A 13,006-nucleotide genomic window follows, 5' to 3' on the forward strand; every position below is an offset into this window, starting at 1 on the left:
GCCTCCCGGCGTGGCCGCGCCGACGGCGGGCGCCGCGCGGCGGCCAGGCGCACGGTCACGCTCCGCCTCGGTCGGGTCGCAGCACAGCTCGTAGCGCGGGTTCCAGAGCACGAGGCGCCCGCCCTCTGCGCCCGCGGTCCCGCGCACCGTGACCCATCTGCCCGCGGTGAGCCCGGGGACGGCGCGGCGTCCGAAGAACACGAGGTGCAGGAGGCCGCTGCCGTCGTCGAGCTCCATCTGGCAGGAGACCGAAGGGCCGCGGCGGCAGGCCGTCACCCGGCGGATCCTGCCGCTCACCTCGACCCGCGTCCGCGCGATGACCTCGCAGATCCTCTTCGGGTCCGGCGGGCGCGGCTCCTCGCTCACGGAGGTCACCCTGCTCACCGCAGGCTCGCCAGCGCCTCATTGAGCTGGAGGACGTCGATGTAGCTGGCTCCGAGGAAGCCGAGCTCGGGGCCGTGCGTCTGCTCGGCGATGATCCGCCGCAGCGACGCCGCCGGGACCCCGGTCGCGTGGGCGACCATCGGGACCTGGACGAGCGCGTCGGCGGGGCTGATGTCGGGGTCGTAGCCGCTCCCCGAGGTCGTCACGAGGTCCGGCGTGGGATCGGACACGCCGAGGTGGTGCCAGTAGGCGACGAGCGCCTCGGTGTCGTCGCGCAGCGTCACCGAGCGGGGCCCGAGGTTGGTGGCCGCCGACTCCCCGTCCACGCCGTTCGCCACGAGCGGGTTGTCGCCACCGGAGATGTTCTTCTTCGGGTCCGCCGCGTAGGGACCGGTGTCGTCGGGTCGCCCGTGGAAGACGCAGCTCCCGATGAGGTGGCCCGAACAGCTCGCCGCCGCCCAGTTCTGACCGATGAGCGTCGAGCCCCTGGCGGTGATCGAGCCGTCCGCCTGGCTCTTGAAGAGCACCTGCGAGAGCCCCGTTCCGACGAGGGCGTAGAGCAGCGTGCCGACGACGGCGATCACCGCGAAGACCAACGAGCGGCGCAGGTTGACGAGCATGGAGTCCTCTCAGTACCAGTGGAGCGCGACGAGGATGAGGTCGATCAGCTTGATGAACACGAATGGCGTGACGATGCCGCCGACGCCGTAGATGAAGACGTTGCGGCGCAGGATCGCGGCCGAGCCGGCGGCGCGGAAGCGCACGCCGCGCAGCGCGAGCGGGATCAGCGCCACGATCACGAGGGCGTTGAAGATCACCGCAGCGAGGACCGCGCTCGTCGGACTGTGCAGCTTCATCACGTTCAGCGCGTTCAGCTGCGGGTAGGTCGCGGCGAAGAGCGCGGGGATGATCGCGAAGTACTTCGCGACGTCGTTCGCGATGGAGAAGGTGGTGAGCGAGCCGCGGGTGATGAGCAGCTGCTTGCCGATCTCGACGACGTCGATGAGCTTGGTCGGGTTGGAGTCGAGGTCGACCATGTTGCCGGCCTCCTTGGCCGCGGTCGTCCCGGTGTTCATCGCCACACCGACGTCTGCCTGCGCGAGCGCGGGGGCGTCGTTGGTCCCGTCGCCGGTCATCGCGACGAGCTTCCCGCCCTCCTGCTCGGCGCGGATCAGCTCGAGCTTGGCCTCCGGCGTCGCCTCGGCGAGGTAGTCGTCGACGCCGGCCTCCTGCGCGATCGCCGCCGCCGTGAGCGGGTTGTCGCCGGTGATCATCACCGTGCGGATCCCCATCTGGCGCATCTCGGCGAACTTCTCGGAGATCCCCTGCTTCACCACGTCCTTCAGCTCGATCACGCCGAGCACGAGCGGCCCGTCGGCGACGACGAGCGGCGTCGCCCCCGAACGCGAGACCCGCTCGACGATCGGGTCGAGGTCGCCGGGGATCGTGCCGCCCCGTTCGGTGACCCAGCGCTTCACCGACTCCGCGGCGCCCTTCCTGATCTCGCGCCCGTCGAGGTCGAGGCCGGACATGCGCGTCGTCGCCGAGAAGGGGACGAAGGTGTGACCCTCGCCGAGGGCGCGCTCGCGGATGTCGAAGCGCTCCTTCGCGAGGACGACGATGCTCCGGCCCTCCGGCGTCTCGTCCGCGAGCGAGGCGAGCTGCGCGGCCCCGGCGAGCTCCTCCTCTCCGTGCCCCCCGACGGGGAGGAAGGCAGAGGCCATGCGGTTGCCGAGGGTGATCGTCCCCGTCTTGTCGAGGAGCAGGGTCTGGACGTCGCCCGCCGCCTCGACGGCGCGCCCCGACATCGCGAGCACGTTGCGCTGCACGAGGCGGTCCATGCCGGCGATGCCGATCGCCGACAGCAGGGCGCCGATCGTCGTCGGGATCAGGCAGACGAGGAGCGAGACCAAGATGACGACCGAGACCGCGGAGCCGGCGTAGTGGGCGAAGGGCTGCAGCACCACGACCACCGGGATGAAGACGATCGTCAGCACGGCGAGCAGGATGGTGAGCGCGATCTCGTTCGGGGTCTTCTGGCGGTTGGCGCCCTCGACGAGACCGATCATGCGGTCGAGGAAGGTCCTGCCCCGCTCGGCGGTGATCTGCACGAGGATCCGGTCCGAGAGCACCTTCGTGCCGCCCGTCACCGCGGAGCGGTCGCCGCCGGACTCGCGGATCACCGGCGCCGACTCGCCGGTGATCGCCGACTCGTCGACCGAGGCGATGCCCTCGACGATCTCGCCGTCGGAGGGGATCACGTCCCCCGCCTCGCAGACGACGGTGTCGCCCTTCGCGAGCTCGGCGGCGGCGACCCGCTCCTCTGTCCCGTCCGAGCGCAGCCGGCGGGCGAGGGTCTCCGAGCGCATCCGGCGCAACGTCTCAGCCTGGGCCTTGCCGCGACCCTCGGCCATCGCCTCCGCGAAGTTCGCGAAGAGCACGGTGAGCAGCAGCCAGATCGTGATCGACCAGTCGAACAGGCCGGGGTGGGCGATCGACTCGATGAGGGTGACGACGGTGCCGACGAGCACCACGAACATCACCGGGTTCTTCAGCTGGGTACGCGGGTCGAGCTTGCGGACGGCGTCGACGACGGAGTGCCGGAGGATGTCGCGGTCGAACAGACCCCTCGCCTGCGCCACACCGTGCGCCATCGTCGGGCCCGGCGTCGCGGCCCGCTCCTTCAGCTGGACCGGCTCATTGGTTGTGCTCATCTGCACCTCGGGACGATCCATCAGAAGTACTTTCCGTGGCTCAGCTGCTCGACGATCGGACCGAGCGAGACGGCGGGGAAGAAGGTCAGCCCGCCGATGATCACGATCACGCCGATCGTCAGTCCGACGAACATCGTGTTGTCGGTGCGGAAGGTGCCGAGCGAGGCCGGGACGACGTGCTTCGCGGCGAGCGCCCCGCCGAGCGCGAGGGCCGGGATCATGATCCCGAAGCGCCCGATCAGCATGTCGATCGCCCCGATCACGTTGTAGAAGGGCGAGTTCCCCGTCAGCCCGCCGAAGGCGGATCCGTTGTTGTTGCCCTGGGAGGTGAGGGCGTAGAGGATCTCGCTGAAGCCGTGCGGCCCGGCGTTGGCGGGGCCGATCCTCCCGGCGTGCACCGAGACGGCGATCGCGGTCACGACGAGCACCGTGAGCGGCATCACGAGGGCCCCGAGGCCGGCGAGCTTGATCTCTGAGGCCTGGACCTTCTTCCCGAGGTACTCCGGTGTTCGGCCGATCATCAGGCCGCCGATGAACACCGCGATCAGCGCGTAGAGGAGGATCGTGTAGAGCCCGCTGCCGGTCCCGCCGGGCGTCACCTCCCCGAGCATCATCCCCGTGAGCAGGCCGAAGCCGCCGATCGGCGTGAACGAGTCGTAGGAGGCGTCGGCCGAGCCGGTCGAGGTGTTCGTCGAGGCGACGCCGAACAGTGCCGTCGTGGTGTCGCCGAAGCGCACCTCCTTGCCCTCGGTGTTCCCGACCTGCTGGCCGGCAGCGGTGGCCACCCCGGCCGCCACGACCGCCGGGTTGTTCTGGTGCTCGGCGAAGCTCGTGAAGCCGACCCAGCTCCCAAAGATGATCGCCATCGCCGCGAGGAGGGCGACGCCGTGGCGAACCGAGCCGACCATCTTCCCGAAGGTGTAGGTCAGCGCGAATGGGATGCAGAGCAGGAGGAAGATCGACAGCCAGTTGGTGAGCCCGGTCGGGTTCTCGAAGCTCGTCGCCGAGTTCTGGTCGAGGAAGCCGCCGCCGTTCGTGCCGAGCTGCTTGATCGCCTCCATGAAGGCGATCGGGCCACGGGCGATCGTCTGGGTGACGCCGTTCAGCGAGTCGTGGACGACGACGGTGCCGGCGAGGGTCTGCACGCCGCCGGAGGCGACGAAGACGATCCCGGCGAGGAAGGCGCCCGGAGCGAGGACGTAGAGCAGGCAGCGGGTCACGTCGACCCAGAAGTTGCCGATCGTCGCGCTGCCCCGCCGCGAGAAGCCGCGCACCATCGCGATCGCGACGGCGATGCCGACCGCCGGGGAGACGAACTGCTGCACCGTGAGCGAGGTGATCTGGGAGAAGTACGACATCGTCGTCTCGCCGCCGTAGTTCTGCCAGTTCGTGTTGGTGAGGAAGCTGGTGGCGGTGTTGAAGCTGAGCGCCGGCGGCACCGCCCCGAGGTGCTGCGGGTTGAGCGGCAGGGAGCCCTGCAGGCGCAGCAGCGCGTAGGTGAAGACGAACGAGACCCCCGAGAAGATCACCAGCGAGCCGGCGTAGCGCTGCCAGGACTGCTCGTGCTCGGGGCTCGTGCCGAGCAGCCGGTAGACGGGTCGCTCGAGGAAGGCGAGGAAGCGGAGGCGGCCCTCGAAGACCGCCGCCATGTAGGAGCCGAGGAAGCGCCAGGCGAGGCCGAGCGCGACGACGAGCGTGACGATCGTCCAGAAGAACGCCACCTAGAACCACTCCGGCTTGAACATCGCCACACCGAGGTAGACGAAGACGAGGAACGAGACGACGAGCAGGACCGCCTGAACCGCGCTCATACGTGCTCCAGCCCCTTCACGAGGCCGAGCATCAGCACGATGAAGAGGGCCACGCCGATGATGCTGAGGAAATCACCCATGTGGCGATCGTGTGCCCCGGCCGCCTAACGGCGTGCTCAACAGATGCAGAATCGTCTGAATAATTCCTAACGGTGGCCCCCGATCCGGGGTCGACATGTGTATGTGTGTGTTCCGCTGACCGAGAATGGTGGCAATGCAGCGCAGGCTGATCGGCTCGCTCGTCGGCGTCCTCGCCGCCGTCGCCGTCGGCGCGCTGATGCTGCCGATCCGCTCGCACATCGCGATCGCGACCGCGGCGCTCGTGCTGATCATCCCCGTCGTCGCGGGCGTCACCGTCGGCGGCTGGGTCGCCGGCCTCGTGAGCGTGCTCTCCGGCTTCGTCGTCTACGACTACGCCTTCATCCCGCCGTACTACACGCTCACCGTCGGGAGCGCGGACAACTGGGCGGCGCTCGTCGTCTACGCGGTCGTGATGACCGTCGTCGCCCGCCTCGTCGCCCACCTCCATGACGCCGAGGCCGCCGCGACCTCACGGGCCGAGACCGCCCGCCACCTCCTCGACCTCTCCGAGCTGCTGCTCACCGAGTCCCCGGCGCTCGGGCCGGCTGTCGTCGCCTCGATACGGGACGCCTTCGACATCGAGGGGGTCACCCTCGTGCAGTCGGTCGCCGGTCGCCTGGAGGCCGTCGCCTCGGCGGGGGCACCGATCTCGCGCGAACAGCTGAGCCGGCTGCGCCCCGAGGCGCACCTCCCCGTGCCGCTCACCACCGGCGCCGCACAGGACACGATCCAGACGCTCGCGCTCGCCTCCTCGGGGCGCCCCGTCGGCCTCCTCGTGCTGAAGAACTCCCCGAGCTCGAGGGCGGTCCGCGAGGCCCTCCCGATCCTCGCCAACCACCTCGCGATCGCGCTCGAGCGCACCGCGCTGCAGGAGCGGGCGCACCGCGCCGAGCTGCTCGAGGAGATCGACCGCCTCCGCCAGGCACTCGTCGGCGCGATCTCCCATGACCTGCGCACCCCGCTCGCGACGATCAAGGTGGCCTCCTCGACGCTCGCGCTGCGCGCCGGGACGCTCCCCGCCGGCGAGCTCGCCGAGCTGCACGACCTCATCGACCAGCAGGCCGACCGCCTCACCCGCCTCGTGAACAACCTGCTCGACATGACCCGCATCCAGACCGGCGCCCTCGAGGTGCACCGGCGGCCGGCCGCGCTCCGCGACCTCATCGCCGACGCCCTCGGCGGGCTCGCCTCGGCGCTCGGCGACCGGGTCGTCGAGGTCGTCGCCCCCGAGGCGCTCCCCGAGGCGGACGCCGACCCCCTGCTCATCGGCCAGGTGCTCGCCAACCTGCTCGACAACGCCAACCGCCACGCCCCGCCCGGCACGCCGATCACCGTGGAGGTCGCCGCCGAGGGCGGTGAGCTCACCGTCGCCGTCGACGACCGCGGCGCGGGGGTGCCCGTCGAGGAGCGCGAAGCGATCTTCGAGACCTTCGTCCGCTTCGACACCGGGGGCCGCTCGGGTCTCGGCCTCGCCATCGCCAAGGCCTTCGTCGAGGCACACGGCAACCGGATCTGGGTGGAGGAGGCGGTGGGCGGTGGCGCGCGCTTCGTCTTCACCCTCCCCGAGGCTCCTCCCCTCGACGGCGGGCCGCAGCCGTGACCAAGGTCCTCGTGATCGACGACGACGCCGCGCTGCTGCGCGCGCTGCGCCTCGTCCTGCCGCACGGCGGCTTCGAGGTCCTCGCGGCGTCGACCGGCGAGCAGGGTCTACAGGCGACCGCGCTGCACGCCCCCGATCTCGTGGTGCTCGACCTCGGCCTCCCCGACATCGACGGGGTCGAGGTCTGCCGCCGCATCCGGGAGTGGAGCGACGTCCCGATCATCGTCCTCTCGGCCGCCGACGCCGAGCAGCGCAAGGTCACCGCGCTCGACGCGGGCGCCGACGACTACGTGACGAAGCCCTTCGGGATGGCCGAGCTCGAAGCGCGCCTGCGCGCCGCGCTGCGCCACCGCCGCCCCGACGGCGCCGAAGCCGCCGCCGAGGTCACGGTCGGCCCGCTGCGGGTCGACCTCGTGCACCGCCAGGCCGACGTCGACGGGGCGCCGCTGCGGCTGACGGCGCGCGAGCTCGACCTCCTCGCCTACCTCGCGCGCCACGCCGGCAAGGTGAGCACCCATCAGATGATCCTCGAGGCGGTGTGGGGCGGCCGCTACACCCGCGAGACCCAGTACCTTCACGCCTACGTGCACCGGCTGCGGGAGAAGCTGCAGGGGAGCGGGGTCCGCATCGAGACGAGCCCCGGGATCGGCTACCTGCTGGCGGAGAGCCCGACGCCCGGGGAGGGGCCCGCCGCGCCGTAGGCGGCGTCGCTACCAGGAGCCTGCGGCGTGCGCGCTGAAGCGCCCGCCGGGGCGGGTGACGTGGAACTCGAGGCCGTAGCACTCCGACAGCGCCTCGTCGGTGAGCACGGCATCGACCGGGCCGCTCGCGACCGCCGAGCCGGCGCGCAGCAGCAGCGCGTGGGTGATCGAGCGGGGGAGTTCCTCGAGGGTGTGCGCCACCTGGATCGAGGCGGGAGCCCCCGGCGCGACGGCGAGCTGGTCGAGCGCCTGCACGAGGGCCTCGCGCCCGGGGAGGTCGACGCCGAGCGCCGGCTCGTCGAGGAGCAGCAGCTCGTGGCGGCCGAACAGCGAGCGGGCGATGAGCACCCGTTGGCGCTCGCCCTGGGAGCAGCGGCCGAAGGGCTGCGCGGCGAGGTGCCCGCAGTGCAGGCGCTCGAGAAGCGCGCCCGCCGCGGCGCGCTCCTCGTCGTCGAACTCGCTCCACCACGGGGCGAGGAGACCGTCGCGCCCGGTGAGCACGATCTCGAGCGCGCTCACCTGCGCCGGCAGGCGGTCGGCGACGAGGTGGCCGACGACGCCGATGTGGCGGCGCAGCTCCCGCAGGTCGACGCGGCCGAGCTGGCCCCCGAGAACGCGCGCCCGCCCCGTCGTCGGGTGGCGCTGCGCGCCTAGGAGCGAGAGAAGGGTCGTCTTGCCGGCTCCGTTGGGGCCGAGCAGGGCCCAGTGCTCCCGGCGCCCGAGGGTGAGGCTGAGCGGGCCGAGGACCTGCCGCCCGCCGAGGACCACCGTCACCTCGTCGAGCTCGGCGGGGGCCGCGTCGGTGCTCTCCTCGGCGGCCACCTCGGCATTGGAGCAAAGGGGCAGGCGGGGCGCAAAACGGACCGCCCGCCCGCGCCCCGGGGTGCTACGCCTCCTTCACGAGCTCGGACTCGATCTCGATGCGCGCCGTCTTGCTGACGACGACACCACCGGCCTCGAGGGCCACGTTCCAGCCGAGGCCGAAGTCCTCGCGGTTCACCTCGGTGGAGGCGGAGAAGCCGAGGCGGCTGCCACCCCAGGGGTCGCGGATCGCGCCGAGGAACTCAACCGCGAGGCGCACCGGGCGGGTCGTCGCTTTGATCGTGAGGTCGCCCTCGACGACCCAGTTGTCGCCGTCGGGGACGGCGCGGTCGGCGACGAAGCGCATCGTCGGGAACTTCTCGGTGTCGAAGAAGTCGGCCGAGCGGAGGTGCTCGTCGCGCTTGTCGTCGCGGGTGGTCACCGAGGCGACCTCGACGTCGACCTCGAGGTGGGAGGCGGTCGGGTCCTCGCCGACGACGATGCGCCCGGTGACGGCCGGGAAGGTCCCCCGGACCTTCGTCACCATCAGGTGGCGGGCGACGAAGTCGACGGTCGTGTGCGAGGGGTCGAGGTGGTAGGTGCCGGCGGCGGGGACCTCGCGTCCGTCGACGATGTGGGTGAGCTCGGGGCTCTCGGTGTCGGTGCTCAGGTCGGTCATGTGCGCTCCTCTGAAGTTGTTGACACAACTATACACTCCTCAATGTTTGCTTACACAAGAATATTTCTCGTGCCCATATACTGGGGGCATGGCTTCGCCGCTGAACGCAGAGGTCCGCTGCCCCACCGAGGGCCTCGTCCCCGACGACCCGATCACCCTCGTCGGCCTCGTCTTCGAGTGCGCGGGTGGCCTCCGCCGCCGCCTCGCGCCCACGGTGGAGCAAGAGCTCGGCGTCGGCGGACAGGCCTTCGAGGTCCTCGTCCGCCTGGAGCGCTCGCCCGGGGGCGCACTCAGGATGGCCGACCTCGCCGCGCAGACCGGCCTCACCCCCTCGGGCCTTACCCGTGCCCTCGACCGGCTGGTGCACGGCGGCCTCTGTGTGCGCGAGAGCTGCCCGAGCGACCGCCGCGGCACCTTCGCCCGCCTGACACCCGCGGGGAGCGCGCGCGTCGCCGAGGCCCTCGTCCGCCACCGCGACGACATCGACGCGCTGTTGGTCGACCTCTTCAGCGACGAGGAGCGGGGGGCGCTGCGCGACCTGCTGGCACGGCTGCGCGACCGGGTGCACCCCGACGCCGCGCTCGTGAGCGGCAGCGAGGCCGAAAACCTCGCCCCCCAGCCCGGCTGAGGCGCGGCCCCCCGCCCGGAAGTGAAGGCGGAGAGCGCGAGCCATTAGCGTCCCCTTCGGACTTCGGTGAAGGGGAGGGCGAGATGGCACAGGACAGCTTCGGTGCGCGTGGAACGCTCAGCGTCGGCGGGCGGGACTACACGATCTACCGGCTCTCGGCGCTCGCCGACCGCTTCGACATCGCCCGCCTCCCGTACTCGTTGAAGGTCCTCCTCGAGAACCTGCTGCGCCACGAGGACGGGGTGAACGTCCGCCCCGAGGACATCGAGGGGCTCGCCGACTTCGCGAAGAGCGGGGCCGGCGAGCGAGAGATCGCCTTCTCCCCGGCGCGCATCCTCCTGCAGGACCTCACCGGCGTCCCCGCGGTCGTCGACCTGGCGGCGGTGCGCGACGCCGTCGAGGCCCTCGGCGGCGACGCCGAGAGCGTCAACCCGCAGATCCCCGTCGACCTCGTCATCGACCACTCCGTGGTCGCCGAGGTCTCCGCCCGCCCCGACGCCTTCCAGGTGAACGCCGAGTTCGAGTTCGACCGCAACGTCGACCGCTACCGCTTCCTCCGCTGGGGGCAGCAGGCCTTCAGCAACTTCCGCCTCATCCCGCCGGACAACGGCATCTGCCACCAGGTGAACCTCGAGCTGCTCTCGCAGGTGGTCTTCTCCGACGAGGCGGGCAACGCCTACCCCGACTCCCTCGTCGGCACCGACTCGCACACCCCGATGGCGAACGGCCTCTCGATCCTCGCCTGGGGCGTCGGCGGCATCGAGGCCGAGGCGGCGCTGCTCGGCCAGCCGATCTCGATGCTCGTCCCCCCGGTCGTAGGCCTGCGCCTCGAGGGCGAGCTCCCCGAGGGCGCCACCGCCACCGACCTCGTCCTCACCCTCGCCGAGCTGCTCCGCAAGCACGGCGTCGTCGAGAAGTTCGTCGAGTGCTACGGGCCGGGGGTGGCCAACGTCCCGGTCGAGAACCGGGCGACGATCGGCAACATGTCACCGGAGTACGGCTCCACGGTCACGATCTTCCCGATCGACGAGCAGACGCTGCGCTACCTGCGCACCTCGGGGCGCCCGAGCGAGCTCGTCGAGCTCGTCGAGGCCTACGCGAAGGAGCAGGGGATGTGGCACGACCCCTCGGTCGAGCCGGTCTACTCCGAGACCCTCTCGCTCGACCTCTCGAGCGTGCGGCCGAGCATCTCTGGGCCCTCCCTCCCCCAGCAGCGGGTCCCCCTCAACCGCTCCAAGCAGCTCTTCTCCGAGGCGCTCGACGCGGCCCTCCCCGATGCGGAGAAGGGCGCCGACGGCCGCACGCACCACGAGGTCGCGGTGCGCAAGGCGAGCGGGGAGTCCTTCCCCCTCGACCACGGCAGCGTCGTGATCGCCGCCATCACCAGCTGCACGAACACCTCGAACCCGCAGGTGATGCTCGCCGCCGGCCTCCTCGCGAAGGCCGCCGTCGAGCGGGGCGTCACGGTGAAGCCGTGGGTGAAGACCTCGCTCGCGCCGGGGTCGCGGGTCGTCATGGACTACTACGAGCGCGCCGGCCTCGTCCCCTACCTCGAGAAGCTGGGCTTCGGCCTCGTCGGCTTCGGCTGCACGACCTGCATCGGCAACTCCGGCCCGCTCGCGCCGGAGATCTCCGAGGCCATCCGCGCGAACGGCCTCTCCGCGGTCGCGGTGCTCTCGGGGAACCGCAACTTCGAGGGGCGCATCCACCCCGACGTGCGCATGAGCTACCTCGCCTCTCCCCCCCTCGTCGTCGCCTACGCGCTCGCCGGCACGATGGACATCGACCTCTACAACGAGCCGCTCGGCGAGGACGCGAGTGGTGCGCCGGTGTACCTGCGCGACCTGTGGCCGAGCACCGAGGAGGTCCTCGCCACCGCCCGCGAGGCGGTGCAGACCTCGGGCTTCACCAACAGCTACGCGCACGCCCTCGACGGCGACGAGCGCTGGCGCTCGATCGAGGTCCCCGCCGGCCAGCACTACGCCTGGGACGACGTCTCGACCTACGTGCGCAAGCCCCCCTACTTCGACGGGATGACCGCGACGCCGCCGGGCGCCGACGACATCGCCGGCGCGCGCGTCCTCGCCCTCTTCGGCGACGCGGTGACGACCGACCACATCTCGCCCGCCAACGAGGTCCGCCTCGACTCACCGGCGGGGCGCTGGCTCTCCGAGCAGGGGGTCGAGCCCTCCGACTTCAACACCTACGGGGCGCGGCGCGGCAACCACGAGGTGATGATGCGCGGCACCTTCGCCAACAACCGCATCCGCAACGGCGTCACGCCGGGTATCGAGGGCGGCGTCAGTCTCCACCTCCCCGACGAGGAGGTGGGCTCGATGTACGACGTCGCGATGCGCTACGTCGCGGAGGGGGTCCCGCTCGTCGTCCTCGCCGGCAAGCTCTACGGCTCGGGCTCCTCGCGCGACTGGGCGGCCAAGGGGCCGCTCCTGCTCGGCGTGCGCGCCGCGATCGCCGAGAGCTTCGAGCGCATCCACCGCTCGAACCTCATTGGCATGGGGATCGCACCGCTCGTCTACCTCCCCGGCGAGAACGCCGCGTCGCTCGGCCTCACCGGTCGCGAGCTCTTCTCGATCACCGGCATCGCCGGCGTCGAGGGCGGCGAGCTCATCGGACGGCGGGTGCAGGTGCGCGCCGACGACAAGGCCTTCGAGGCGATCCTGCGCATCGACACGCCGACCGAGGCGGACTACTTCTTGAACGGCGGCATCCTCCACTACGTCGTCCGAAAGCTCGCCGCCGCCCGCTGAGCCCGTCCGCCGCGCCGCCCTCCGCAGGCCCGTCGGCGGGACCGCAGCCGGCGGTGGGGTCAGCCGATGGTCACCAGCCGGCCGAGGCCGATCGCCCGCAGCGCCGTCTCGAGCTCGCTCGTGACGAGCGAGACCCGGTTCATCACGAGCAGCACGCCGAACAGCGCGAGCAGCGCGGCCGAGGCCGCGACGACGACGACCGAATAGCGCCGCAGCAGCCGCAGGGGCGAGGTGAGCCGCGCCAGGCCGAGGCCGACGACGAGGAAGGGAACGCCGAGGCCGAGCGCGTAGACACCGAGCAGCACGGCACCCCTCCCGACGCCGCGCTCGGTCGCCGCCACTGCGAGCACCGAGGCGAGCACCGGCCCGATGCACGGCGTCCACCCGAAGCCGAAGGCCGCCCCCGCGAGGGGGGCGGCGAAGGGACCGAGGCGGGCGCGGCGCGGCGCGAAGCGCGCCTCGCCGTAGAGGGCGGGGAGGGGGAGGAAGAGCGAGCCCGCGAGGTAGAGCGCCATCGCGATCACCACCCCGCCGGAGATCTCGGTGATGAGCACCCGGTTACGCAGCGCGGCAGCACCGAGGGCGGTCGCCACCATCCCGAGGGCGACAAAGACGGCCCCGAAGCCGAGGATGAACAGGCCGGTGTCGCGCGCCACCCGCCAGGAGGGCGGCCGCTGCCCGGCCGCCTCGCCCCCGGCGAGGTCGATGCCCGTCACCATCGACAGGTAGGCGGGCACGACGGGCAGGACACAGGGCGAGACGAAAGAGGCGACGCCGCCGCCGAACGCCACCACGTATCCCACTTCGGCCACCGCCGCACCTCCCTCCCGCTCCAGCCT

12 protein-coding genes are annotated in these 13,006 nt (G+C 71.6%); 4 read left to right on the top strand and 8 right to left on the bottom strand.

Features of this window, described 5'->3' with window-relative positions; all coding sequences use genetic code 11:
- The 5 genes from VNF07_11965 to VNF07_11985 all read right to left on the bottom strand — a co-directional run.
- A partial coding sequence (locus VNF07_11965) for an OB-fold nucleic acid binding domain-containing protein (protein ID HVB06951.1) occupies positions 1 to 366 on the bottom strand: 366 nt, incomplete at its 3' end.
- A 14-nt stretch (positions 367 to 380) separates the two neighbouring features.
- Complete coding sequence (locus VNF07_11970) at positions 381 to 1,004, bottom strand: potassium-transporting ATPase subunit C (protein HVB06952.1); 624 nt, start codon at positions 1,002 to 1,004, stop codon at positions 381 to 383.
- A gap of 9 nt (positions 1,005 to 1,013) precedes the next feature.
- Positions 1,014 to 3,098, bottom strand: a complete 2,085-nt coding sequence (gene kdpB / locus VNF07_11975) for a potassium-transporting ATPase subunit KdpB (GenBank protein HVB06953.1) — start codon at positions 3,096 to 3,098, stop codon at positions 1,014 to 1,016.
- 20 nt (positions 3,099 to 3,118) lie between these two features.
- A complete protein-coding gene (kdpA, locus tag VNF07_11980) occupies positions 3,119 to 4,819 on the bottom strand; it encodes a potassium-transporting ATPase subunit KdpA (GenBank protein HVB06954.1) in 1,701 nt (566 codons plus the stop codon).
- The gene (locus tag VNF07_11985; protein ID HVB06955.1) at positions 4,820 to 4,909 is read right to left on the bottom strand and encodes a potassium-transporting ATPase subunit F; all 90 of its coding nucleotides are present in this window, start codon (positions 4,907 to 4,909) and stop codon (positions 4,820 to 4,822) included.
- 214 nt (positions 4,910 to 5,123) lie between these two features.
- Here VNF07_11985 and VNF07_11990 point away from each other — a divergent pair, with 214 nt between their 5' ends.
- Positions 5,124 to 6,590: an ATP-binding protein gene (locus tag VNF07_11990; GenBank protein ID HVB06956.1), complete on the top strand. Its 1,467-nt coding sequence runs from the start codon at positions 5,124 to 5,126 to the stop codon at positions 6,588 to 6,590.
- A complete protein-coding gene (locus VNF07_11995) occupies positions 6,587 to 7,291 on the top strand; it encodes a response regulator transcription factor (GenBank protein HVB06957.1) in 705 nt (234 codons plus the stop codon). The genes VNF07_11990 and VNF07_11995 overlap by 4 nt, the downstream gene beginning before the upstream one ends.
- A gap of 9 nt (positions 7,292 to 7,300) precedes the next feature.
- On the opposite strand, the gene VNF07_12000 is transcribed toward VNF07_11995, so the two are convergent.
- Both VNF07_12000 and VNF07_12005 read right to left on the bottom strand, forming a co-directional pair.
- Positions 7,301 to 8,113 (bottom strand): ATP-binding cassette domain-containing protein, encoded by an 813-nt coding sequence (locus VNF07_12000; GenBank protein ID HVB06958.1) that lies wholly within the window; start codon positions 8,111 to 8,113, stop codon positions 7,301 to 7,303.
- A gap of 64 nt (positions 8,114 to 8,177) precedes the next feature.
- Complete coding sequence (locus VNF07_12005; protein HVB06959.1) at positions 8,178 to 8,771, bottom strand: YceI family protein; 594 nt, start codon at positions 8,769 to 8,771, stop codon at positions 8,178 to 8,180.
- A gap of 88 nt (positions 8,772 to 8,859) precedes the next feature.
- Here VNF07_12005 and VNF07_12010 point away from each other — a divergent pair, with 88 nt between their 5' ends.
- The gene (locus tag VNF07_12010; GenBank protein ID HVB06960.1) at positions 8,860 to 9,399 is read left to right on the top strand and encodes a MarR family winged helix-turn-helix transcriptional regulator; all 540 of its coding nucleotides are present in this window, start codon (positions 8,860 to 8,862) and stop codon (positions 9,397 to 9,399) included.
- 83 nt (positions 9,400 to 9,482) lie between these two features.
- Positions 9,483 to 12,167 carry an aconitate hydratase AcnA gene (gene acnA / locus VNF07_12015; GenBank protein HVB06961.1) on the top strand — a complete coding sequence of 895 codons (2,685 nt, stop codon included), beginning with the start codon at positions 9,483 to 9,485 and terminating at the stop codon, positions 12,165 to 12,167.
- Between the two features lie 59 nt (positions 12,168 to 12,226).
- Here the strand turns inward: acnA and VNF07_12020 are convergent, their stop codons facing one another.
- Positions 12,227 to 12,979, bottom strand: a complete 753-nt coding sequence (locus VNF07_12020) for a cytochrome c biogenesis protein CcdA (protein HVB06962.1) — start codon at positions 12,977 to 12,979, stop codon at positions 12,227 to 12,229.
- Positions 12,980 to 13,006 lie beyond the last annotated feature (27 nt).

The sequence above is a fragment of the Acidimicrobiales bacterium genome (genome assembly GCA_035533595.1).
In the GTDB taxonomy this organism is placed as follows: Bacteria; Actinomycetota; Acidimicrobiia; order Acidimicrobiales; family Bog-793; genus DATLTN01.